Here is a 23,006-nt window from a genome sequence, read left to right on the forward strand (position 1 = left end):
TCTCTTAGTAATGAACCCATCGTTTTTGGCCGATCCATTGGATCACCGTAATGATCAGGATGATGATGAACAGCGCCCACGATATCGTAGCGGCGTAGCCCATGTCGTAGTACCGGAAGGCGTTCTGGTAGACGTACAGGGACAAGATGGTCGTGCTGTTCCCGGGGCCGCCCTGCGTTGTCGCCTGAATAATGCCGAACGTCTTGATCGTCATGATCATTCCGGTCACCAGCAGCAAAAACGTGGTGGGGCTGACGAGCGGCCAGATGATTTTGCGGAGCAGCTGTCCCGGCCGGGCGCCGTCGATCTTCGCGGCTTCCAGCAGCTCCGGCGATACCTCCTGCAGTGCCGCTAAATAAATGATCATGTTATACCCCATCAGAAACCAGATCCAAATGATGTCGATCGCAAACATGGAGGAGGTGGTCGTCGACAGCCATCCGGGAGGATGATCCATGCCGATGCCTCGGAGAAATCCGTTGATCGGCCCCTGTTTCGGCTGGAACAGCAGCATCCACACAAACGCGACGGCCACCCCGCTCGTAATGTACGGCATAAAGTACAGGGCGCGCAGAAGCTTTTTCAAGTAGATCCGCTGGTTCAGGATGACCGCGACGACAAAGCCGAGCGCGATGGACACCGGCACCGCCACGAGGAACAGTACGGTGTTCTTCAAGGACAGGTAAAACAGCTTGTCGTGCAGCATCCGGGTTACATTATCGAGACCGACGAACCCGACCTTGGGATTCATGAATTTGTAATCCGTGAAGACCAAACCCAGAGAGTATGCGGCCGGTATGAGAAAGAACAGCAGCACGCCGATCATGCTGGGCCCGATGAAGACGTAACCCAGCCTGCGCTGCCTTCTCATCCAATGGTTGTTCATGCGTTTCGCCTACTTTCATATTTTTGATGTCCTCAGTCTAGCAAGCCGGGACGTTTCGCAGAAGGAACAAAACCATCGTCTTCATATCACAAAATGATGCAAAAAAAAGCGCCTCGAGGACGACTCGCTGCGCTTGTTCATCAAATCGTTCTATCGATAATCGGGAAATCGGATCCATGTAGGGGCAATTGCATGAAGTTTCCACCGATCGCTGTTGTTCGCCGTTTTTGTTCTCCCTTGCCTCGGCACTTTTTTTGCTTTGATCCAAGTATCCAGAATGCGCAAGGGACAGCCAATAGACTTGGCCATCCCTTGTGTTCAAATAGCGTACCACCTTCGAGGCAATAGGTCACTGCTGCGGATTGGATTTTAAATATTCGTCATGGCGTTTCACCATGGCCGCCACCGTCGCGTCCAGGTCCTGGGACCCCAGGAAGTACTTCTCATATTCCTGCGAGCGCAGATCCATAACCTCCTGCGGAACAGTCCGGACGAAGGTCGGCGTCTTGTTGTCAAACATGACGTACATCAAGGATTCCTGATCGTAGGTGTCCCCCTTGTCTCCCAGCATGCTCTTCAGCGCCGTATCCTGATCCGCATCCTTGGATGCAGGCAGACGCCCGCCCGCTGCCATCGGTGCCATACCGCCGTCCGCGTACCATTTCAGGAACTCCCACGCTTCCTTCTGATACTTGGACTTGGCGTTAATCGATATATAATCGCCCAGTCCGCCGCGGGTCACGTAGTTTGCGGCGTCTTCTTCCAGCCGCGGTACCGGTGCAAACGCAATTTTGAAATCGCGCGGATAATCGGTAAAGTTGTTGGAGCTGCGGAGCAGCCAGGCCCCGATGTTCAGCATCGGCACTTCACCGCTGAGGAACATTTGCTCGACCGGCATTTTGGACGTCAGCTGCTCGCCGAGCGGAGGCGTCGTCTTGTCATCCTTCATCATGCCATACAAGCTTTCCAGCCATTTGCGCACAAGCGGATGATCCAGATTGGAACTGCCGTCCGCCTTGGTATAGCCTTCTTTGGCAAGCACGGAGTCGATCGGATCGACAAACGGCTCGGTATTCTGGATAAAACCGTAGCCTTCGCCTTTCTTCAGCTTCTTGGCGTATTCCCTCATCTCATCCCAGGTCCAGTCCTTCGGAACCGGGAGGTTGGCTGCATCCAAGGCATCCTTGTTCAGCGCGACGAAAAAGGAGCTTTTTGTCGTCGGTACGCCATAATATTTGCCGTCGATCTTCCAGCCGGCCGCTTCGGGCCCCATTTTCTCATCGATATTATAGTCCGTGAAGGCGCTCAGATCAGCCGCAGCCCCCGAAGCTACCCGTTTTGACGCCTGGGAAGCGGAATAGTTGACGAAGAGATCGACATCCTGTCCGGTCATAATCGCCGTATCCAGCTTCAAGTTGCCTTCATCGTCATTGACAAAGCGCACATACTCCACTTGAATATCCGGGTGATCCTTATTCCAGGCATCCACCACCTCTTGCGGACCGGCCTCCGGCGGAACCCCGCCCCACATTTTCAGTTTGACGGCGCCGCCTGAAGCGGACGAAGCGGCTTTTGCACTGCCCGCCGCCCCCTCGGCATCCCCCTTACTGCCGCCGCCGGAGCAGCCCGATACCACGCCCGCGATCAGCGCCAGCGATACGAATCCCGCAAGCCAACCTTTTTTTCTCAATTGAAGCCCCCCGTATCAAAATGAATTGTTTGTTGCAGCTCAAGGATAGCAAAGCGGCGGGCCCCGCCGTAAGTAACAGAATCATGATTCCCATGGAACAGAAATACGCAGTTCGGCGGCTCGTGACCGATACTGAATATGCATTTTGTTCTATTGCTTCATCCGGTATTGGCTCGGGGTCATCCCCGTCATCCGTTTAAAAATTTTAATAAAATAGTTGTCGTTCATAAAACCAACGTTCTGGCAGATCCGATTGACCGGAAGGTCCGTCGTCGTCAAGTATTCGATGGCCTTCTCGACCCTCGTCCGGTGCAGATAGTGGATCAAGGTCTCCCCGGTTTTCTTTTTAAACAAGGCGCTGACGTAGTTTTCCCCCATCATGACATAACGGGCGAGCGATTTGAGCGTAATGTCCTGATCGTAGTTTTGTTCGATATACTCCATAATTTTGTTCACTTCCGGGTGCGTAATCTTCTCCCGGGCCGCCGGCTGTCGAACCGGACGTTCGACTTGCGGCTGCCGGGCAGACAGCTCCCTGCTCACTTTGGACAGCGTCTCCCGAAGATCCTTCACACTCATGGACAGCTTCAAAATATAGTTGGAGGCCCCGTATTCCATCGCTCGGCGCATGGATTCAAAGTCCCCGATGCAGGTCAGCATGACGAACTTGGACCCGATGCCGGCTTTCCGCGTTTCCTGCAGAAGTTCAAGGCCGTCCATCTGCGGCATGACGATATCGCACAGCACCAGATCCGGCGGGTCGTTCTTGATTATCGGTAACGCTTCCAACCCATTGCTCGCCTCGCCCGCAAGCGTAAAGCCCATCTCCTCCCACCGGATGATCTCCTTGACCGACTCCCTCACGAAGGTTTCGTCTTCAACCAGCAGCACTTTCCACATGCGCGTTCACTCCTTAACAGCTAGATAGAAGGAACCAAAGAAAGTCACAGCTCAGACTTAGAACAGTTGCACATTCCAAGAAATCAGCCGGATCAACATTTTAGTTCCATTTAGATCGTTCATGATATCGATTGACGCGTATTCTCGTAGGGCTCGGACAGCAGCACGGGCAGGTGCATCCGGCACAGCGTACCCTGCTCAAGCGGGATGACCTCAAGCTCCCCTTTGTCCTTGAACAAAAGGCGAAGCCGCTCCCTCACATTTTGCAATCCGATGCTCGGACGCTTGCGGGCTTCGCCCTGATTTTTGCTGGACTGATCGATGCCGATGCCATTGTCTTCGACTTCCAGAGTGAGCCGGTCCTGCAGCAGCGGGCTGCGCCCCATCCGGATCAGAATCCGTCCGCCTTCGGCCATATTGCCGATGCCGTGCTTGATTGCATTGTCCACCAAGGGCTGCAGGCTCAGCTTCGGCACCAGCGCATACACCAGCTCCTCATCATAGCTGAACTCCACTTGAAAGCGGTTCCCATATCGCACCTGCTGAATATAAAGAAAGGCGCGCGTAAGCTCGATTTCATCCCGGAGATGAATCAGGTCCACGTCGGAGTTGAGGCTCGTCTCGAGCAGCTTTCCGAGCGACAGGCAGATCTCGACGGTTTCTTCGCTACCGCTCCGCAGGCCGATCCACTTGATCGTATTCAGCGTATTCAGCAGGAAATGGGGGTTCATCTGCGCCAGCAGCATCTGAAAATGCACCGCATCCTTCTGCCGTTCTTCGGCTCTCAGCCGCTGGACCAAACCATTCATATCGACCATCATCGTGTTAAACGTCCGGGTCAGTTCCAAAATTTCTCCCTTGTACCGCTTCTCAGGCAGCCGGATCCGCAGATCCTTGCGGACCGCCTCCTTCATCTTGATCTGCATATGCGACAACGGCCTTGTAAACGCATGGGCAATCATGAACGCTACCGCAATAAACGCGGCGGTAATGGCATAAAAGGTTACAAAGTATTGCTTCTTCAGCGTTTCGATTTCCCGGAACAGCAGATGAAGCGGTATTCGATCCACCAAATACCAATCCAGGGAAGACAAATAGCTGTAATTCACCAGCGTGTCGGACTGCTGATCCGTCCAATGACCGCTCTGCGGCATGTCTGCGATTTCTTTGACGGCTGCGGCAGACAATGACGAATCGGGAATCGACCTTGCGATCACCTCACCGGTACGGGTCATGATAAAGTAGGCTTGATCGCTTTCGGATTTTTGCAGCATGGATTGAAACCAAAAGGAAAAATCGATGCTGATGCGTGCCAAGCCGTAGGCCTTGTTGCTCCGGTCGCGCAGTTCGGCGTACAAAGACAGCAGGCTCGGGCTCTTACTGATGTCACGTGACACGTAATTGGCGTCGTCGGACACCCAGAGATAAGAGGACTTGGATTCCTTAAGCGCCTTAAAAGATGCGTTAGATGCAATCTGGCTGTAATTCAGGGAAGTATTCGGCGGATAGGATGTATACACATGGCCGCTGTTGTCGAGAAGCGTGAAATAAACGGACGGATTGTACAGGAAAAAGCTGTTGTTGAGCCCTTTGAACTTGTCCTCCATGATCTCTTTGTTATCCAGGACCGACCGTTCCTCCGGCTTCTGCAGAATGCGCCTCACCTCGGTGTCCTGTTCCAGGAAAATCAGCGTCTTGAACGCAATGCTGAGCTGATCCTCGAGTGACCGGTGCAGATTGTCCAGCTGCTCGTGGCTCTGCTCGCTGATTTTATTTTGGACAAGCGATTCGATTTTCTGGTAATTGTACAAATTCAGCACGCTGAACGGAAGCAAAATGACGAGCGCAAACAGGGCAAACAACCGGTATTTCAGCTTGTGGGGAATGAGGTAACCGAGCCATTTCCGCATAACGAGAACTCCTTTTTTACACTTGGTGCTCCCATTATATCTCACACGATGTCCCTAGATAACAAGGTTTGTTCAAGAGCGTAAATTTGTAGTGTGCAGCCCTGAAAAAAAGCATCAAATCGTTCTATTGACACGCCGCTGTTGGTCCTGCCTGTTAACGAAAAAAGAACCGCACCCTTATGCGGTCCTTCAGGAGATTTATACGTATAATTTGATCTTGCTTTCAGCAAGATCGCAGGCTCAGTTTCTACCGTAATACAGCTTGCGGTTCGAGACGTCCACAAGGTACATAATATCGACGCCGTTTTCATTGCGCTCCACGCTAAGCCGCTCGATCGGCTTGCCTGGCGCGATGGACGTTTGGCTCCAGCCCCCGCCCGTCGGTGCGGCCATAAATGCGCGGTCCGTACCGCTGCTCTTGGCGTAGTACACCCGCGGCACCGAGCCGGCCCATGTAATATCAATGGCTGCCTTGGTCTCGGAAGCGTTATACACGGTTTGCAGGTTCCAGCCGTTGACTCCATAGGATGCATACTTCACGGAAAAGGTCGTACTGCCTTCCTCCCGGTAGCGGTAGGCTGCGACGGGATTGCCGGACGAATCGACGGCCAGTTTGGCGCTCTGCACACCGGGGCCACCGGGGTCACTTCCCGTCTGAACATACGCTTCGGTCGGGGAGAGCGGCTGGATGATATCGGCGGTTCCCGGCGTCAGCGGCAGAGAAACGGCGCTTCCGTCGGCCTTGGTGAAGCTGCCTGTCGATGGGCTGTATTTGACGTAAGTCAATTCATGCCGCAGCGGACTGGCTGCAAATGCGGACCACTCGAACAAAATGTGAAGGTCGCCGTTCGCATCAAAAACAAGATCATCAGGGTAGAACGATTTGTTCAAGGACGAGCCGATCACGGCCACCTTGGACCATGTGGAAGCCGCGTTATCCCACCGGAACAGCTGCCCTGACCGGTAGCCGGCGGCGTCTTCGCCGGACCGGATCAACAGGTATACGTCTCCGTTCGGTGCCGTGGTCAAGACGGGATAGGTGCCTTTAAACGTGGAAGGCGTTGGCATATCGGCGGAATGGTTTTGCGGCGCGCCCCCTACCGTGTCGGACCGGAAATAATGCCATGCTTCGTGGTGCATCGAAGCGAACACGTGAAACCTGCCGCTCCCGTCCCGCGCGATCGAGGGCTGATTATGTCCCAAATCATCGCTGTATTCTGCAACCGAGCTCCCGTTCATGACTGGAATATTGGACCATCCCCCATTCCCGTCCCGCCTGGCGATATATACTTTATGCGTTGACTCGGCGCTTCCCGGCGCGTTATACGCCATGTAGGCGTACTCCAATCCCGTTCCATACGTTTCGAGGGGCGTCCACCAACCCGCTTGGTTGCTTGAATCCATGGCATATGGCACCTCGGTCAATGCCGCGTCAGCGCTGCCCATCCCGGACGGCAGGAGCATAGCCAGCATCAACGCTGCAGCTCCGGTTTTCCACGGTCTTCCTTTTTTCATATCTTCAGCCTCCTTTAGGTAAAGTAACCCCTTCATATGCCTGAAGCATGAGACTCTATCCTGCCCACAATGTGAAGCGCTTTCAAATTGTCAGAACCCTCATGCGCACGGTTATCGTAGCACGAGGCTCAACCCCCGTGTCATACACAAATTGATGCATCCCATAGAACAAATTCACGTCTTTTCATTCAGCTGAAAACAGATATAGAACGAATTAGCCCGTGCGCGGACAGCCCATTAAATCGGTCCAGCCGCTTGCATGGACTAAACTTAGCGAGATGTATGATTCGAAAATAATTCTGCCCTGCCAAGCCAAACGATACGGTTATTGCCGACGTAAAAAAACGTCTATCGACGTACTTTCAAAGAAGACAGACCGCGTTTAAAGGTAATTTTTCTTGCAATATCAGGAAGCCATCGCCTTGGAGTTTATACTTTCTGATATTATAAAAAAACGACGCCGGATGCGGCGTCGCTACTGTTTTAAAGCACTTCATTCTAAGCTCTGCCAGAAATTAAGAGTTCTGAACCAAGCTGTATCTAGCGGATAACACTTGCTCCTCATAGCGTTTCACTTCATGCAGCCACTGCTCACGCACAGGCACGCCCTGCGAAGCGCAGTAGTAATCCCACACGGCCCCGAAAGGGTAGGATTTGAACTCCTCGGTCAAAGCCAGCCGTGAGGTGAAATCGCCTGCAAGCTCGATCCTTTTCAGCTCATCCACCGGTTCCAGCATGGCCCGGAGGAGCGCTTTGATCGTATTGCGGGTGCCGATGACCCATGCTGCAATATGATTGATGCTGCCGTCAAAGAAATCCAGGCCAATGCTCGTTCTCGGCAGCAAATCACCCCGGACCAGCTCGCGGGCGATTTCGAGCAGCTCATCATCCATCGTTACGACATGGTCGCTGTCCCAGCGCACGGGACGGCTGACATGCAGCAGCAAATGTTCGCTGAACATCAGGATGGACGTCAGCTTGTTGCTGATCACTTCAGTCGGATGAAAATGCCCGGCATCGAGGCAGACCGATTTTCCCCGGGACAGCGCGTAGCCCATATAAAATTCGTGCGAACCCACAACGTAGCTCTCGGAGCCCAAACCAAACAACTTACTCTCCACCGCGTCGATGTTATACGACGGATCGATCTCTTCGCTGAAAATCTCGTCAAGCGAATCGCGCAGCCGCTGGCGCGGTGACAGGCGGTCGACCGGCGTATCCTTGTACCCGTCAGGTACCCAGCTATTGGTCACGCAGGGCTGACCCAGCTCGCGGCCGAAATGCTCGGCAATCCTGCGGGATGCCTTGCCGTGGCGGATCCAGAACTGGCGGATTTCCTCATCCGCATGGCTGAGTGTAAAACCGTCGGCCGCTTTCGGATGGGAGAAATACGTAGGATTGAAATCCAGACCGAGTCCCTGATCTTTGGCCCAATCGACCCAACGCTGAAAATGGCGGGGCTCGAGCTCGTCAAGATCAACCTTCTCTTCAGTGTCCGCATATATCGCATGGAGGTTTACTTTATGCTTGCCGGGGATCAAGGACAAGGCTTTCTCCAGATCGTCTCTCAGCTGATCCGGTGTGGCGGCGCGTCCCGGATAACTGCCGGTTACCGCAATTCCTCCGCTAAGCTCCGCGTCTCTGAACAGAAAACCTCGCACATCGTCACCCTGCCAGCAGTGGAGCGAAATTTTAATTTGCGCCAGCTTTTCCAGCGCCTGGTCGACGTCGATCCCATGCTGGGCATAAAGCGTTTTGGCATCCTCATAGCTCTTCTGAATTTGTTGATCCATGTTACTTGCCTCCCGAAAATTGGATTTGGTATATGATCATTTCTTCACGATCCTATTCCAGCGTTCCTTCACGCCGGCCACGAGCGGGCCCGGTTTATAGCGGGTCACTTCAAAAGATTCGGCAACGGTTCTTCTGGCTTCATGGATATCCCTGAACACTCCAGTTTGGATCATTTGGACCATCAGGTTGCCGAGCGCCGTGGATTCGACGGGGCCTGCGCAGACCTCCCGGCCGGTGGCGTCCGCCGTCAGCTGGCAGAGCAGTTCGTTTTTCGCTCCGCCGCCTACAATGTGCAGGACTTCGACGGGTTCTCCGGTCAACGATTCCAGCTCATCCAAGTACGTGCCGTAGCTTAGAGCCAAGCTGTCGAAGATGCAGCGTGCCACCTGGGCCACCGACTCCGGAACCTTCTGCCCGGTGTCCCTGCAAAAGCGGCGGATTTCCTCCGCCATATCCGGCGGATTTAGAAACCGGTCGTCATTGCAGTCGATCAGACTGCGGTAAGGCTCGCTTTGCTCCGCCATTTGAACCAGCTCAGCAAAGCTGTACCGGTCTCCGCTCTGCCGGCGGACTTCCTGTATTAACCAGAGGCCCGTAATATTTTTCAAAAAACGATATGTTCCGTAAGCGCCCCATTCATTGGTGTAGTTCGCTGCCATCGTTTCCTTCGTGTTCAGGGGCTGATCCCGCTCCACGCCCAGAAGGGACCATGTACCGCTGCTCAAGAAGGCCCAGGAACTCCCCTCACGGGCGGGCACTCCAAGCACCGCGGAAGCGGTATCATGGGTTGCCGCAACGACGAGGCTGCACAACGGCAAATCGTACCGCTGCTGAAGTGCCGGGTCCAGCCCTCCAAGGGGGGTTCCCGGCTCGGTCAGCGCGGCAAACTGTTCCCGCCGCATCCCGAGAATGGACAACAGCTCTGCATCATAATCCCGGCTCTGCAAGTTCAGCAGCTGGGTGGTGGACGCGTTGGTCACTTCGTTGATCCGCCTACCTGACAGACGGAAATACAAATAATCCGGTACGAGCAGAACCTGGTCTACCCGTGCCCGTTCTTCCCGGTCATGTGCAAACAGCTGGTAGATCGTGTTGAACGTCAGCTGCTGGATGCCTGTCTTCTCATACAGGGCTTCGCGGGAAATCAGCTTTTCCAGCTCCGCCGGGGCCGAATCCGTCCGCCGGTCACGGTACGCATAGACTTCCCTAAGCCTCCTGCCTTCCCGGTCGACCAGTGCATAATCCACCGCCCAGGTATCGATCCCCAAAGTACAGGAATCGACGCCGGCCTTTTTGGCTGCCTGCAGCCCCGCAACGATTTGCTCCAGCAAATGCTCGATATCCCAATACAGAGAGCCGTCCAGCTCACGGAAGCCGTTGTCGAATCGGTGGATTTCCTCCAGCACCAGCTTGGAATGCTTCAGCCTTCCGAGAACGAGGCGCCCGCTTGATGCCCCGATGTCAACGGCGATATGAGCATCCATACCTCCATCCCCTTTCTGTACCAAGTTCGTCCCCTTTCATGGAAACGCTTTCGAATCACACTGCCATATCAGGAAAAGATTCTGCCGCCAGCCTTTCGGCTGCTTCCATACACCTTTTCGCGCAACATTTCCAGCGTTCCATGACCAGATCTTGTTCTATCCTCCTATTTATCATAAAATGATTAACACCCCGGGTAATTTAGGTGAAAGCGACATTTTACCCGGTAATTCCGACATAGCGAGGATAATCATCATGCCTAAGCGTACGGTAAGGCTGCTGAGCGGCAGGGAGTATTTCAACAATTGGGATGACTTCTCGATTTTCGTAAACCGCAACGCCGAGTCCTATGAGTTAACCGAACATCACCATGATTTTCTGGAAATGAGTTATGTCAGTGAAGGAACCGGGTATCACCATACAGGCGATGAGGTCATGCCCGTATCTGCGGGGGACCTGTTCGTCATTCCGATCGGCGCTTCGCATGTGTTCAGGCCGGGGTCAACGGCCAAAGACCGTCAGCTGATCGTGTATAACTGCCTGACTTCCATGGAGAATGCCACCAAAATTTTGGAAATGGTGCCTGGAGGCGATGAGCTCGGAAGGCTTCTGGCTTTTAACGAAATCATGCACTACCGCGACCGTGACGGCGAAGCCAAAGGCTGGTTTGAACGGCTCTATCGTGAGTATTCGGTGGAACGTACCGGAAGGGAAACCGCCTTGTACGCAGGCATGCTTCAGCTGATGATCTGCATCATCCGGATTCACGAAGCCACGGTGGAAGGGGCACCGCCGCCTACCGTAGGTATGGACCATGTGCTGTCTATGCTTCATGGCCATTACAGCCGTCCGTTTACCGTAGAGGAGCTAGCCGGTGAGCTCGGGATTGGGGAGCGGCAGTTTCAGAGGCTGTTCGTCAAACATACCGGACTCACACCAATCAAGTATCTGCAGCGGATCCGGATTCAGGAGGCTTGCCGCCTGCTCCGGTCAAGTCACCGCCGGATTCACGATATCTCAGGCGCCGTAGGGTATACGGACATCGCGTTTTTCAACGGGCTCTTCAAGAAGATTACCGGCATGACGCCAAGGGAATACCGGCAGTCACACGCCTCCATAACAAGGACGGCCGCCGGAACGGAAGATTGATTAGTGTAACAATGTAATATTCATATACACTATGCATATACACAAATAAAGCCAGTCCCCAAGGGGCTGGCTTCCTTCATTCCATATTGTTCAGGACGTTTCCGCGGCAATCCGCACCGTGTCTCTTCCGGCCCGCTTGGCATCGTACAGCGCCCGGTCGGCCAGCTTCAGCAGCCGCCGCAGCTCGGCATCCGGCCAATTGCCTCCTCCTATAGGGAGCACTCCCGCGGATGTGACTTCCATCCCCGCTGTAAGACCTCCATCACGGACCCAAGCTGACGACGGGCCAGTCTCGCCCGCCTCCGCGCTCGCCGCTGCTTCCATTCTCGCCAAGCCCGCCGCAGGCAAGCCGGCGGCACCAAAGCTTGCCGTCATCGACAGTGGGCCGCCCGCTGTCTCAAGCGGCTGCAGGGCAAGGCTGGCGCGTATGCGCTCCGCTGCTCCGGCAGCCTCTACCGGGCTGAGCCCCGGAAGGGCGACCACAAACTCCTCGCCCCCGTACCTGCCAAACACATCCTCGGGTCGCAGCTGCTCACGGCATACCGCGACGATGTGCATCAGGGCGTCATCGCCCGTATCATGCCCGAACTCATCGTTGATCCGCTTGAAGTGATCGATGTCGAACAGCAGCAGCGACATTGGCTCCTCCTGTTTCAGGCAGTCGTACAGCAGGCCGCTGGCCAGCTTCATAAAATGGGCACGATTGTAAATCCGCGTCAACCCGTCATAGTAAGCCAGCTGGCAAAGCTCTTCCTGAAGACGCGCTTTCTCGGTGACATCGATCAGCACGATCAGCCGTCCGGCCGGCTGCCCGCCCTGATTGCGGATGACAGACGTCCGGATTTGATAGTTGAAGTCCCTCTCTCCAATATGCCAGTTCAATTCCTGAATATCCGCTGCTGAACCGCTATCCGTATCCGGATCGTAATGAAGCAGCGGTCCACCGGCGTGCTTTTCCCACAGCCCTTCCAGCGGCTCCCCGATGGACGAGACGCCGAGCTCTGGAATCATGGCGCCGGCGGCAGGGTTGTAATCGACCAGCCGGTTGTCCCTGTCGAGTACCAGCACCCCGTCACGCATGCTGGCAAACAGCTTGTCCCGGGCAATCGGAGCGACGTGAAATAATCCTTTGGACACAAGCGCCCATAAGTAAAGCGCTGAAGTCACCGTCATGATCACCGGGATCGGATCCATCCCTTCAGGGGTTAGACCGCCCAGGTAAAGAAAGTCTCCGGCTAGCGGCAGCACCAGGCCGATCAGCATCGTGCCGAGCTGAAAGCGGTAAGAAGGCATTCTCCGCCAGTGCCTCAGCAGAAGCACGACACCGCCGATCATGCAGCCGAACGTGTAAGCACCTTGAATAATATACCAGGGACCCCCCACCACGTCCGCCTTAAGGCTGGACCCGCCTGCCCGCAGGACAATGTCGCGGTAATAGAGGTGATGCCAATCGTTCGTCATGACCAGCAGCAGTGTGACCGCGGGAATGATGAACATGGTTATCTTGAGGCGCCTTCCCAAATAACGCTCCATACCGAGATAGGACATAATGATGAGCAGATTCAGCGGAGGCAGAAACGGCATGCCCAAGTATTCGAACTTGATCCAGAACTTGATTTCTTCGAGCGAACCGCTGGCAAGTTCAAGCGCGGACCCGAACGTATAAATGGCTGCCAAAAGGCTGAACGCAAAAAAGGTTCTCACCATGGTGAGCTTGGACCTTCCCGACAAGGCATATAAACCCATCAGAAGATTTAACACACCGGCGGATACGATCAGAGTCAGGACAGCGGAGTAAGGTGTTCCCATAAGGTTGCAGGCTCCAAATCATGTGTGGTTAGCCGGAGCCGTCGCGGTCCGGTCATTGTTATCCCGATGTTACCACAGGAAATAAGGGCAAGGATACAGAAAAATAATCATCCCGCCATACGAGATGGCGGGATGATGACGGGATTGAATCCCCTGGATGCCTTTCATTCAAGACAGCCATATATATATGCCGGTCCAAATCATTTAAAATACTGAGCCAAATGTTCGGCAGCTTTCACGATCCCCTGCCGCTCCGCCTCGATCGATCCCCAGAACCGGTGATCTTCGAGCTCGATACTTACCGCTCCCTGATAACCAAGCCGGTCAAGCCTTACGGCAACCTTGCTCCATTCCACTTCACCATGCCCAGGGATCGTATAGCGCCATGACCCTTCGGAGAAGCCATACTTCTCCCCAAAGGTTGCGGGGATGACGCCGCACTCGTACAGTTCATCGTGCAAAATTTCCGTATCCTTGCCGTGGCAGTGAACGACTCGGTCACCGAATTCGCTTAAAGCGCGGAGATAATCAATGCCCAGCCGGACCAGGTGGGAAGGATCATAGTTGAGCCCGAAATGCCGCGAAGGGATCGCTTCGAACATCGCTCTCCACATTTCCGGCGTACATCCCAGCGTCGGATAATACGGCGCCGGGCCGGGCCAGCCCTCGATCGCCATATAAACGCCCTTCTCCTCGGCATGGCGGACCAGTTCCGGAAACGTATCCTTCCAGATAGCGAAGCCCTCCCTGCGTGGGAGCGTATGGTCTTCCGGGACGAGACACATAAACATGACGCTGCCGCCGAGTTCCGAAATTCCTTCCATTTGCTGTTTTACTGAGGTCACAGCCGCCTCTCTTACAGAGTCGTCGCGGCTGAGAAGCTTTGCCGTCTGCTGGGCATCGACCGATCCGATCCCGATGCCGGCCTCCTCGCACGCCTGCTTTACTTCCGGAGTCAGCTGCGGAACATCCAGAATATCGAGTCCGGCTTCTGCTGCCCACAGAGCCGTTTGCCGGATACCTTCCGCACCGATTTTGGGTGGTATCCGCATTCCGATAGGATTGCTCATTAGACGTTTTCCTCCTCTGTTATCGATGCGGCCTGCGGGACATAGCCTGCCGCCTGGTAGATCATCTCGGACAGCTTAACAACCTTCAGGGCGAATTCTCCAGGCACCAATACTTCATGCCGTCCCAAAATCGCGTCGATGAAGCTTTTGTCCTGATTCGTCGTCTGCTCCGGCAGATCAGGGACGATCGGTTCCTGCTTCAGCCGCCGCAGCGTGATTTTTCCGTTGTCATAGAAGATACCGCCGTCCTCGCCGCAGAACACAAAGGTTTCATGCCAGCAAGGTGCATAGCCGACCAGATTCAATCCAGCCACAGCTCCTTCCGCAAACCGGATCGAGGTAAAGGTATCGATCTCGACCGGTGCACCATGCATATGCAGCTGCGGTTTGACGTCTACCGGCGTCAGCCCGGTGGTCCAGAGCAGCACGTCGATAATGTGGCTGCCGGAATCCATCAGGAAGCCGCCCCCGGAGAGCGCCGGGTCTTGCCGCCAGGAACCGGGCGTCCCCTGTCTCCATTCCTGATACAGCGAAGCGGTAACCGAGGTAACCTTGCCGATGACGCCGCTCGCAATGGCATCCCTTATGTACAGGAACTCGGGTTGAAAGTGGCGTTGATACGATACCTGCAAAATTTTCCCCGCCTGCTCGGCGGTATGAATCAGCAGCTCGGCCTCGGCCGAAGAGCAGGTCATCGGCTTCTCGATCAGAACATGCAGACCGCTGTTGAGCACATCCTGCGCCTGCTGAAAATGCTGGGTGTGCGGTGAACAGATCACGACCGCGTCCAGCTCTGCCTGTGCCAGCATGTCCTCGTAATTCGAGTACTGGCGGGCTTCGCGAAGCTCGAATTTTTCCACAAATGCATTCCGATTTTTGTCACTTGTGTCCGTCAAAGCTGTAATTTGAACCTCCGGTAGTTCCAGCAGTTGTCTGGCATGCCAAGCGGCGATGCCTCCCGTGCCGATGATGCCTACGCGAACTTTGCTCATGTACACAGCCTCCTCAATAAAATACGGTACAGTAAGGATACTTCCATACGGCTTGCCGGCTTCATCTCAGCAGTATTTTATGTCATCCCCATTATAGAAATGAAAGCGCATCCGAACAATGCAATATAACGACAACTTGACGGCCGTCCTGTCACGATTTCACAGAAAGGCGGCACTTTTGAAACTGAAGCTATTACTTCTGTCAGCAGCTTATTTTCTAAACGCTCGATGATAAGCGGATATAATAGCTCCGATATGGAAAAAGCTGATATATACTCATTACAAGGACAAAGGAAGCTGGCCCATGGATATGCATGCGATTAACAGCTGGATCAGGCAGCTCGCCCACAATTACTTTTTGATCGTCATCGCCGCGGTCGTCTTTTTTCTGTTCAAAGCGGTGCTCGGTTATTTAACCTACCGCCATTACGATAAGAAGCTGGAAGCATTAAATCGTAAGCTGGACAGGTTAACGGATGAGCTGGGCAAAATCAAACGCGATTGACGGCAAAGCACCGCCAGCCTCTAAACGAGAGCTGACGGTGTTGAACGGTTCACGCGAGGTTAGCGGTTTACGGATACAGGCCAATTTCGGCGATCTGCAGCTCCGCGCCACCATTGTTCGCCGTCACGTTGAGCCGGTAATACGAATAAGCGGTCGTGTTGCTAAAGGTATACGTTTTCGTCAGGAAGCGGCTTGCAAAGGTTTGGCCTGTACGGGTATCCAGCGTCGTCCAGCTCGTGCCGTTATTCGATCCCTGAAGTGACCAATTCTTCGGATCCCTTGCTGGAAAATCATTAGCTGACGTTACCGAGTAGGAAGTGGCGATATGGGATGCCCCCCCGCCGAATTGATACTGAATCCATCCCGCATTCGTAAAAATCAGCCATTTCGTTGAGCTGCTCCCGTCAAACGCCTTCTCCTTCTCTTCGCCGGATGGGCTCCCCATTGCGCTGGCGGATACCGTGCCGCCCGTCGTCAACGATCCGTTAGCGGGTGCGCTCAGCGCACTGTTGATCGCCGCCGCGTAGTCCGCCGCCGACCCTCCGCCCGGATTGTTCAAAATGGCGTCATAATACCAGATAAAACCTCCCTGGATGCCCGCCGACGACTTCCACGCGCTCATCCGGCTGTTGACTTGAGCCGGGGTGTTGCCGCCGCTGGACGTTTTGCTGTCCAATCCCGGCATTACCGTCATTCCGAGCTGGCTGCTCCAGGCTGCCGGATCATTCCCCGCTCCTCCGTCGTATACCTGCAAATACACACGGTCCACGCTGGATCCCAGTTGGGATTTGACGCTCTGCCAATAGCTGACGTTGGTATAAGGACACAGCGTGATCTTCAAGCCCATCCCGGACAGCATCTTGCCAAAGGCGACCGCCGAATTAACGTCGTATAAGTCCTCGTTGTCAAAGCTCACCGCATCAACCCCAAGCGCCGACTTGAGCGCAGCAAAGTTTTTGTACAAAATGCTTCCGGTTCCCGTCCCTTGAGTGGCGACGAGATTTTTGATGTTCTGGAAATCGCTCACGCCCCATGAACCAACGCTAATCTCAAGGCGCTTCACCGAGGTGGGCGCCTGCTTGAGCGAAGCCAGCTCGGCAGGCCATGATGCTTTGCCGACATAGGTGCCGTTAGATACCACCGGTTGATCGTTATACACCAGATCCCCGTTGCTGTTGACATGGATAGTCCACAGCATGACCGTCGTGAAACCGGAAGCTTTCAGCGTGTTCATCGTGTCGGTTCCCCCTGCATAGAACGGACCGCCGCCGTAAATCACGGATTCGGGTACCGTCTCTGCCGATGCGCTCCAGGGCAGCAGTCCAAGGAGCAGAAGGCAGCTCATGAGCGCTTTGAATGCTTTTCCTTTCAAACCAGTTCACCTCTCTACACAAAATGGATGGTTTCGGCTAATATACCGCAGATGAAACGTGGTGCCATCTAACGATATGTGTCATATTCGGCGTTCAGAATCAGATCTTGCATGACGGCTTGCGGGCATGCCAACAATCCGACGTTCGCCCGGAACCTCGGATTGTGGATGTACCATTTATTTTATTTTGTTGATATGCAGCATGTATTCACCGCGCTGGAGCGGATTCAGCTGCCTCCGTTGATTGACGGGGATCGGCGAGGCAGCAGTGATGTATCCGCCCGGCTTAACCGACATCACGCCTTCTCCCCCTGTGAGTCCGTGCAGCTCGGTTTTTAAGATGTCGGCATTTCGCACCGGAATCGTTCCCGTGACATATACGCTGCCGTGATCGAACTTCGGTTCTTCAAACGTCCCGTCCAGCGCCGTGACCCGAAACAGCACTTTGCTGATGCTCGATTCGGGAAGGCTGATCTGCAGCTCGCTGACCGGTTCGTACACCTGGGTCCCTGCTCTTTCCAGCGCTTTCATCAGAACAAGCGGTGTCAGCAGGCGGAAATCCTTTGCCGTAGATACGGGACTGCTGTAACCGCTGTGGGTCAGGGTAACCGCGATATCGGTAACGCCCCACCCGTACAGCCCTTCCTGGAGGACCTCCGTTACGGTTTCCCGGATCGCCTTTTGAAAAGACAGCGGAAGCGATCCCAGTTCAACCTCCAGGCGGTATACCAGACCGGAATCTACTGGGCCCGGATCAACGCGGAAGCCGACCGTTGCCCAGAACGGGTTGTCCGGCTCACCAATGCTTTCCGCAGCCTCCCCGGAAGATACCGGTTTTTCGATGCAGATCACTTGCGGTGCCGAGAAAGCAGCCTCAATCGCATACCTCTCTCTCAGCGTTTCCAGCAGCACTTCCTGCTGTACCTTGCCGAAGACGTGGATGATATTTTCGTGGGTTTGAGAGTCGTATACATACTGCAAAAACGGGTCTTCCACGGTCAGTTCGCTCAGCGCCTGATGAAGCGGGTGTCCATCTTCCGGCCGGACGGCGGATACCTGCACTTGAATTGGAGGCTTCTGAAAACGAAATACCTTCATGCTCTCTGACACGCAGCCGATCACGTCCCCTACCTTCACCTGCTCGCTGCCAAAAATCGCGATATCCCCGGCATCGACCTGTTGAACCGGTTTCCTTTCGCCATCTTTCAGCCCGTACAGCTGCTTGATTTTAATCCGTTCCGACAGGCCATCCTGCGTCATGACCGTCACATCAGCCCGGGTCTGCAGCTGTCCGCCAAACAATCGGACAAAAACGAGCCGTTCCCCGCCCGCCTGGACAACCACTTTGAAGACCAATCCTGACAGCGGCAGAGCGGACAGCGCCTGCGATGCTTGGACAGGAAAATAACGGGCCAGCCCGGAGAGCAGCTCCCGAACCCCCAAACCTCTCGCCGCCGATCCGGCAAACAGCGGAAACGCAAGTCCCTGCCGGCTTTGTCTGCCCAGCTCTTGCCTCAGCCGCTCTTCAGTTATAACCTCATTATTTGCGAAATCCTCCATCAGCGCTTCGCTGCCCAAAGCCAGCACTTCGATCCAGCCGGAACCTCCGGGATCCGCCGGAACCACTTGAACAGACTCGGTTCCCTCTTGCTGGGCAACTGACACCTCACATATGCGTTCATCCAGCAGCTTGCGGACTAAATCCCGCACCCGAATGAAATCCGCAGCCAGCCGATCGATTTTATTAATAAAGAAAATAACCGGGATTCCGTGCTCCTTGAGTGTCTGCATCAGCACCCGTGTCTGTGCCTGAACTCCCTCAACCGCGGATACGACCAGAATCACGCCGTCCAGAACGCCAAGGGAATGTTCGACTTCGGAGATGAAGTCCGCATGCCCCGGTGTATCAATTACATTCACCTTCAGATCGCCCAGCATAAACGACACGGCTGCCGCTTTGATGGTGATCCCCCTTCTCCGTTCCATGTCCAAAGAGTCGGTGATCGTACTGCCTTGGTCGACCGATCCCGCCTCCTCGATTACCCCCGCCTGATACAAAATTTGCTCCGTCAAAGTCGTTTTGCCGGCGTCAACATGGGCCAAAACTCCAATATTTATCGTATCGTTCATATCGCTCTAACCTCACAGGTTTCATTTGATTGGATCCTTTCGGTTTCGTGTCGATATAGCGTTGCCGCATGCGTACCGCCTCCTGTATGATTTGTAAACTTATTGTATCCCTGTACCGGACATCCGGAACGGGTAGAAAATGCTTATAGCTAAAAAATATCCGGCCACGCATTCTAAATAGCTCAAAAAAAGACCGCTCCCTTCAGGCCGGAAACCGGCTTGATGGAGCGATCCCAAAAAACTTGCAGCGATTCAGCGATATTATATTTTGAACGAGATGGATATATCCTCGACTTTTCGGGACCAGATCATATGATGCTGCCCCTCTCCCCAATGGTTGTCCAGTACATAGTCCGCCTCGCCAAATTTCCGGGTCCAGATCCGCTGGGCGTTCCGATACCCGCTGTCCAGGCAGAATTGCGAGATGCCTTTTGCCTGCAGCGTGAGCAGCATGGTGCTCCAGAGCGTGCTGCCGATACCCTGGCCATGGAGCTCGGGGTGAACCAGAACGGTCCCGACTTCGATCACATCCCTTAGCGCATGGCCGGTGGATTCATCAATCAGGGAGCTGGAAGGCCCATACTCGATCGTTCCGGCGATCTTGCCTTCCAACCATGCGATGAGAAAATAACGCTGGCGGCCTTGCGATTCCAAATCCTGTCTGAGGTAATCATGCTTAGAGGCGATTTCATGTTCGATATCATCGTGCAGGTCGGCTATGCCTTCCTTCTCAAACGTATCCGTGATAACCAGCCTAAAAAACGTATGTATTGCCTCGACATCCGCTGCCTTTGGTCTTCTGATCTCCAATTTCCCCATATGTCAACCCCCAAACCGGCTTCAGTATTCTATTAATATATCATGAAAGGGGATAACGGATGGATGCAAAAAACCGCCCGGAAGGATCCGGACGATTCATTGCACTGCACTTGCATCGTGATAACCGTTAGGAGACGACGAACTGAACGACGAGAGGAGTTCCTCCGTCCAGTGCATCACCTCCTGGAATGGTGATGGCGGTCGTCGTGACCGAGGACGTGTCCGCCGTCTGGAGCATTCCGTTGATAAAAAGATTGTAATATTTATACGCTCCAGGAAAAGCCGTGGCCGCCGTGCCTGCATCATTCGTAAATGCCGTAGCGGCCACGGTGAACGCAGCCCCTGTTCCGGTCCCCGAACCGATCGTGGACGTATACCGCAGGCTGTTCTGGTATGGTGTTACAATTGGCATCCTTGCTCACCTCCCTTCTCTATCAATAGATGCGATAGGATCAGAGAAGTGAGGGCAAGTCTATAAAAATGGATGAAAACAGCGGTAGATTCATAGCCGGCTTTACCCAGCCTATTGGCTTCGCAGCAACAAAGGCGATTAACGCATTTTGGGTTATATCAATTTACACCTGCAAAGCGTATTTTTCACGGGCAAGGCGCGTAGCTTCAACCATGTTCCGGAGCGAGGCTACGGTCTCTCCGATTCCCCGGGTTTTGAGTCCGCAGTCCGGGTTGATCCAGAAGAGCTTCGGATCCAGCACCCGCAGAGCCCGGTCGATCATCCGGGTCATCTCCTCTACGTCCGGAACGCGGGGACTATGAATGTCATAAACGCCGAGGCCGATACCCAGCGGGTAGGTATTCTCTTCGAAGCTCTGAATAAGCTCCCCGTGGCTCCGCGAGGTTTCAATGGAGATGACGTCCGCGTCCATGTCAATGATGGAATCGATCATGTCATGGAATTCGCAATAGCACATATGGGTATGGATTTGCGTCGAATTCTGCACCGTGCACGTGGTCAGCCGGAACGCCTTCACCGCCCATTCGAGATAGCCTTTCTGGTCCTGTTCCTTCAGAGGGAGCCCTTCACGAACGGCCGGCTCATCCACCTGGATCATGCCAATCCCCGCACTCTCCAGCGCCTCGACCTCTTGCCGTAATGCATAAGCCAATTGGTAGGCGATTTGCTCGCGGCTGATGTCATCGCGGACGAATGACCAGTTCATTATGGTGATCGGCCCGGTGAGCATGCCCTTGACCGGCAGCTTCGTCTTGGATTGGGCATACGCGGTCTCCTTGACCGTCATCGGCTTCTCCCAAGCGACGTCGCCGAAAATAATCGGCGGTTTGACGCAGCGGGAGCCGTAGGATTGAACCCAGCCGTTCTGCGTAAAGGCAAATCCCGCCAGCTTTTCCCCGAAAAATTCGACCATGTCCGTCCGTTCAAATTCGCCGTGAACGAGCACATCAAGTCCGATTTCCTCCTGCAGCTGTATCCAGAGATCGATTTGTTCCCGGATAAAATTCGTGTACTGCTCGGCGTTCCATTCGCCTTTGCGCCACAGCTGGCGTGCCTTGCGCACTTCCGCCGACTGCGGGAAGCTGCCGATAGTCGTCGTTGGCAGAATAGGCAGCTGCCACCGTTCCTGCTGCACGTCGAGGCGCTTCGCAAAAGCAGCCTCACGCTGCGCAGGCTCCGCGCTGACAGCGGCCACCGCCTGCTGGATATCGGTGCGGTTGCGTTCGCCGGAACGCTTGAGCGCGGTTACCGCCGCTTCACTCTTTTCCAGCTCAGCAGAAATCACCGATGCTCCGGATTGAACGGCCTTGCTCAGCAGCACGATTTCTTCCAGCTTCTCATCGGCAAAAGCCAGCGCACCCAGAAGTTCGGGCTGAAGCTTCGTTTCTGCCTGAACCGTGACGGGTACGTGCAGCAGGCTGCAGGAGGACTGAATCACCAGCCGTTCAGACGGCACGGTCGCCGCGATCTCGTTCAGCAGATCGAGCTTTTCGCGCATGGATGCTTTCCAAATGCCGCGTCCATCGATGACACCCGCTCCAAGCACTTTATCCTGCGGAAACCCGAAGTCACGGATAGATTGCCGATTCCCTGCCCCTCCGTGGACCAGATCCAGCCCGATACCGTCGACCGGCAGCTGTGTAACCTCTTGATAACGTTCGACTGCTTCAAAATAGGTCTGCAGCATGATTCTGACGCCTGGCGCCGCAGCTTTGAGCGTTTGGTAAATCTTCTGCAGCCGGCTGACGTCTGTATCGCTTAGCTTCGTTACGAGAATCGGCTCATCCACCTGCACCCAGTTGACGCCTTCCTGTTCCAGCTCCTTCAGAACCTGCGCGTACAGCGGCAGCAGACGATCAAGCCAGGCGTCCGTTTCCGATGCGGCATACCCTTTGGACAGCTTCAGGAAAGTGAGCGGTCCGACGATGACCGGTTTTCCTTCGATGCCAAGCTTGTCCTTGGCTTCACGGTAAGCCGCAAGCGGTTTGTTCTCGGTTAGGACCGGCGTGATGCCGTCCAGTTCCGGCACGATGTAATGGTAGTTCGTATTGAACCATTTGGTCATTTCGCAGGCAGTGGCGTCTTTGTTTCCTCTCGCCATCGCAAAGTAGACGGATACGGGAACGGGCCCGCCGTTGTATTCAAAACGATCCGGAATCATCCCGAACATGGCTGCTGTGTCCAACACATGATCATAATAGCTGAAATCATTGACCGGGATCAGATCGATTCCTTTGTCCCGCTGTTTGCTCAGATGATTCAAACGAATGTCCTGCAGCTGCGCGTGCAGCTCCGATTCTTCGATTTTTCCGGACCAAAACGCCTCCAGCGCCTTCTTCCATTCCCGGTTTGCGCCGATGCGCGGATATCCCAAACTGCTGCTGTATGCCATCTTCGTTACCCCTTTGCAAATTGTTACCAAAAAGATAACACGTGACGTCTGCTGCCGTATAACTGGAAATAACTATATCTAGTTATAGCCGCAAGCTATAACGATCGCTCTTGTTCTAA

At 54.5% G+C, this 23,006-nt stretch carries 17 protein-coding genes; 2 read left to right on the forward strand and 15 right to left on the reverse strand.

The window, feature by feature from the left end; genetic code table 11:
• Positions 1–4: 4 nt before the first annotated feature.
• The 7 genes from K2F33_RS25220 to rhaB all read right to left on the reverse strand — a co-directional run bounded on the left by K2F33_RS25220 (position 5) and on the right by rhaB (position 10,179).
• A complete protein-coding gene (locus K2F33_RS25220; protein ID WP_263879368.1) occupies positions 5–886 on the reverse strand; it encodes a carbohydrate ABC transporter permease in 882 nt (293 codons plus the stop codon).
• Between the two features lie 349 nt (positions 887–1,235).
• Positions 1,236–2,576 (reverse strand): extracellular solute-binding protein, encoded by a 1,341-nt coding sequence (locus K2F33_RS25225; RefSeq protein ID WP_116230719.1) that lies wholly within the window; start codon positions 2,574–2,576, stop codon positions 1,236–1,238.
• A 150-nt stretch (positions 2,577–2,726) separates the two neighbouring features.
• The gene (locus K2F33_RS25230; protein ID WP_263879371.1) at positions 2,727–3,476 is read right to left on the reverse strand and encodes a response regulator; all 750 of its coding nucleotides are present in this window, start codon (positions 3,474–3,476) and stop codon (positions 2,727–2,729) included.
• Between the two features lie 119 nt (positions 3,477–3,595).
• Complete coding sequence (locus tag K2F33_RS25235; protein WP_263879375.1) at positions 3,596–5,386, reverse strand: sensor histidine kinase; 1,791 nt, start codon at positions 5,384–5,386, stop codon at positions 3,596–3,598.
• Between the two features lie 240 nt (positions 5,387–5,626).
• Positions 5,627–6,901, reverse strand: coding sequence for a BNR repeat-containing protein (locus tag K2F33_RS25240; RefSeq protein ID WP_263879377.1), 1,275 nt, complete (start codon positions 6,899–6,901; stop codon positions 5,627–5,629).
• A 515-nt stretch (positions 6,902–7,416) separates the two neighbouring features.
• Positions 7,417–8,694 carry an L-rhamnose isomerase gene (rhaA, locus tag K2F33_RS25245; protein ID WP_212968694.1) on the reverse strand — a complete coding sequence of 426 codons (1,278 nt, stop codon included), beginning with the start codon at positions 8,692–8,694 and terminating at the stop codon, positions 7,417–7,419.
• A gap of 36 nt (positions 8,695–8,730) precedes the next feature.
• Positions 8,731–10,179 (reverse strand): rhamnulokinase, encoded by a 1,449-nt coding sequence (rhaB, locus tag K2F33_RS25250; RefSeq protein WP_212968695.1) that lies wholly within the window; start codon positions 10,177–10,179, stop codon positions 8,731–8,733.
• Between the two features lie 253 nt (positions 10,180–10,432).
• Between rhaB and K2F33_RS25255 the strand changes: the two genes are divergently transcribed.
• Positions 10,433–11,326: an AraC family transcriptional regulator gene (locus K2F33_RS25255; protein ID WP_076166361.1), complete on the forward strand. Its 894-nt coding sequence runs from the start codon at positions 10,433–10,435 to the stop codon at positions 11,324–11,326.
• Between the two features lie 90 nt (positions 11,327–11,416).
• Here the strand turns inward: K2F33_RS25255 and K2F33_RS25260 are convergent, their stop codons facing one another.
• The 3 genes from K2F33_RS25260 to K2F33_RS25270 all read right to left on the reverse strand — a co-directional run bounded on the left by K2F33_RS25260 (position 11,417) and on the right by K2F33_RS25270 (position 15,197).
• Entirely contained in the window at positions 11,417–13,135 is a 1,719-nt protein-coding gene (locus tag K2F33_RS25260) for a histidine kinase N-terminal 7TM domain-containing diguanylate cyclase (protein ID WP_263879382.1), read from the reverse strand.
• A gap of 200 nt (positions 13,136–13,335) precedes the next feature.
• Positions 13,336–14,205: a sugar phosphate isomerase/epimerase family protein gene (locus K2F33_RS25265; protein ID WP_076166370.1), complete on the reverse strand. Its 870-nt coding sequence runs from the start codon at positions 14,203–14,205 to the stop codon at positions 13,336–13,338.
• Positions 14,205–15,197, reverse strand: a complete 993-nt coding sequence (locus K2F33_RS25270; RefSeq protein ID WP_263879385.1) for a Gfo/Idh/MocA family protein — start codon at positions 15,195–15,197, stop codon at positions 14,205–14,207. Before K2F33_RS25270 ends, K2F33_RS25265 begins: the two co-directional genes overlap by 1 nt.
• Positions 15,198–15,501: 304 nt before the next feature.
• Here K2F33_RS25270 and K2F33_RS25275 point away from each other — a divergent pair, with 304 nt between their 5' ends.
• Positions 15,502–15,702, forward strand: coding sequence for a hypothetical protein (locus tag K2F33_RS25275; RefSeq protein WP_244364767.1), 201 nt, complete (start codon positions 15,502–15,504; stop codon positions 15,700–15,702).
• A gap of 67 nt (positions 15,703–15,769) precedes the next feature.
• On the opposite strand, the gene K2F33_RS25280 is transcribed toward K2F33_RS25275, so the two are convergent.
• From K2F33_RS25280 to metE, 5 genes are all read right to left on the reverse strand, one after another.
• Positions 15,770–17,074 carry a discoidin domain-containing protein gene (locus tag K2F33_RS25280; RefSeq protein ID WP_263879388.1) on the reverse strand — a complete coding sequence of 435 codons (1,305 nt, stop codon included), beginning with the start codon at positions 17,072–17,074 and terminating at the stop codon, positions 15,770–15,772.
• Positions 17,075–17,251: 177 nt separating this feature from the next.
• The gene (locus K2F33_RS25285) at positions 17,252–19,204 is read right to left on the reverse strand and encodes an elongation factor G (RefSeq protein ID WP_263879391.1); all 1,953 of its coding nucleotides are present in this window, start codon (positions 19,202–19,204) and stop codon (positions 17,252–17,254) included.
• A 261-nt stretch (positions 19,205–19,465) separates the two neighbouring features.
• The gene (locus K2F33_RS25290) at positions 19,466–20,023 is read right to left on the reverse strand and encodes a GNAT family N-acetyltransferase (protein WP_212983594.1); all 558 of its coding nucleotides are present in this window, start codon (positions 20,021–20,023) and stop codon (positions 19,466–19,468) included.
• Between the two features lie 127 nt (positions 20,024–20,150).
• Positions 20,151–20,435 carry a DUF4183 domain-containing protein gene (locus K2F33_RS25295; protein WP_076166384.1) on the reverse strand — a complete coding sequence of 95 codons (285 nt, stop codon included), beginning with the start codon at positions 20,433–20,435 and terminating at the stop codon, positions 20,151–20,153.
• Positions 20,436–20,598: 163 nt separating this feature from the next.
• Positions 20,599–22,887, reverse strand: a complete 2,289-nt coding sequence (gene metE, locus K2F33_RS25300; protein ID WP_263879395.1) for a 5-methyltetrahydropteroyltriglutamate--homocysteine S-methyltransferase — start codon at positions 22,885–22,887, stop codon at positions 20,599–20,601.
• Between the last annotated feature and the right edge of the window lie 119 nt (positions 22,888–23,006).

The sequence above is a fragment of the Paenibacillus sp. PSB04 genome (genome assembly GCF_025809195.1).
GTDB lineage: Bacteria > Bacillota > Bacilli > Paenibacillales > Paenibacillaceae > Paenibacillus_AQ > Paenibacillus_AQ favisporus.

What these genes read in the sequence shown, in the direction of transcription:
- rhaB (WP_212968695.1), bottom strand. Translation starts at nt 10,179, where the DNA reads ATGGATGCTCATATCGCCGTTGACATCGGGGCATCAAGCGGGCGCCTC.
- K2F33_RS25265 (WP_076166370.1), bottom strand. Translation starts at nt 14,205, where the DNA reads ATGAGCAATCCTATCGGAATGCGGATACCACCCAAAATCGGTGCGGAA.
- metE (WP_263879395.1), bottom strand. Translation starts at nt 22,887, where the DNA reads ATGGCATACAGCAGCAGTTTGGGATATCCGCGCATCGGCGCAAACCGG.
- rhaA (WP_212968694.1), bottom strand. Translation starts at nt 8,694, where the DNA reads ATGGATCAACAAATTCAGAAGAGCTATGAGGATGCCAAAACGCTTTAT.
- K2F33_RS25290 (WP_212983594.1), bottom strand. Translation starts at nt 20,023, where the DNA reads ATGGGGAAATTGGAGATCAGAAGACCAAAGGCAGCGGATGTCGAGGCA.
- K2F33_RS25220 (WP_263879368.1), bottom strand. Translation starts at nt 886, where the DNA reads ATGAACAACCATTGGATGAGAAGGCAGCGCAGGCTGGGTTACGTCTTC.
- K2F33_RS25270 (WP_263879385.1), bottom strand. Translation starts at nt 15,197, where the DNA reads ATGAGCAAAGTTCGCGTAGGCATCATCGGCACGGGAGGCATCGCCGCT.
- K2F33_RS25260 (WP_263879382.1), bottom strand. Translation starts at nt 13,135, where the DNA reads ATGGGAACACCTTACTCCGCTGTCCTGACTCTGATCGTATCCGCCGGT.
- K2F33_RS25240 (WP_263879377.1), bottom strand. Translation starts at nt 6,901, where the DNA reads ATGAAAAAAGGAAGACCGTGGAAAACCGGAGCTGCAGCGTTGATGCTG.
- K2F33_RS25285 (WP_263879391.1), bottom strand. Translation starts at nt 19,204, where the DNA reads ATGAACGATACGATAAATATTGGAGTTTTGGCCCATGTTGACGCCGGC.
- K2F33_RS25295 (WP_076166384.1), bottom strand. Translation starts at nt 20,435, where the DNA reads ATGCCAATTGTAACACCATACCAGAACAGCCTGCGGTATACGTCCACG.
- K2F33_RS25230 (WP_263879371.1), bottom strand. Translation starts at nt 3,476, where the DNA reads ATGTGGAAAGTGCTGCTGGTTGAAGACGAAACCTTCGTGAGGGAGTCG.
- K2F33_RS25275 (WP_244364767.1), top strand. Translation starts at nt 15,502, where the DNA reads ATGGATATGCATGCGATTAACAGCTGGATCAGGCAGCTCGCCCACAAT.
- K2F33_RS25255 (WP_076166361.1), top strand. Translation starts at nt 10,433, where the DNA reads ATGCCTAAGCGTACGGTAAGGCTGCTGAGCGGCAGGGAGTATTTCAAC.
- K2F33_RS25235 (WP_263879375.1), bottom strand. Translation starts at nt 5,386, where the DNA reads ATGCGGAAATGGCTCGGTTACCTCATTCCCCACAAGCTGAAATACCGG.